General features: G+C 54.4%; 1 protein-coding gene. It reads right to left on the bottom strand.

Annotation, left to right across the window (positions count from 1 at the left end; genetic code table 11):
• Nucleotides 1-179: 179 nt before the first annotated feature.
• Nucleotides 180-395, bottom strand: a 216-nt coding sequence (locus KMS84_RS44050) for a multicopper oxidase domain-containing protein (RefSeq protein ID WP_256921411.1), incomplete at its 5' end; no start/stop codon positions are given.

The following is a 395-nucleotide window of genomic DNA, read 5'->3' as shown; positions in this document are numbered from 1 at the left end:
AGCTTCGAATCGTTTGCCGTTGCTGGCTTGTCCGTTGCTGTAACAGGAACAGTGGTTGAATGGTCGCTGCCATTTTCCTCTGCCAGCACCGTGGACGAGAGTCCACCCAGCAGGACAGCGGCAAAGAGGCAACCCACGAGGGAATTACGATTTCGGTATGTGCTCACAGATCGTCTCCTTTACTCATCAACCCGTACTTCACGGAACATGCCCATTTCCATATGGAACAGCAGGTGACAGTGATAGGCCCAGCGACCCAACGCGTCGGCAGTAACTCGATAGCTGCGTTTGGTTCCGGGCGGCATGTCGATCGTGTGTTTGCGCACCATGAATTTGCCGTTCTCATCCTCAAGATCACTCCACATGCCGTGGAGGTGGATGGGGTGGGTCATCAT

It is taken from the genome of Streptomyces hilarionis (assembly GCF_024539675.1).
Classification (GTDB): domain Bacteria; phylum Actinomycetota; class Actinomycetes; order Streptomycetales; family Streptomycetaceae; genus Streptomyces; species Streptomyces hilarionis.
Note: the sequence above shows the minus strand (reverse complement) of the source record. Positions and strands in the feature narration are given on the sequence as shown.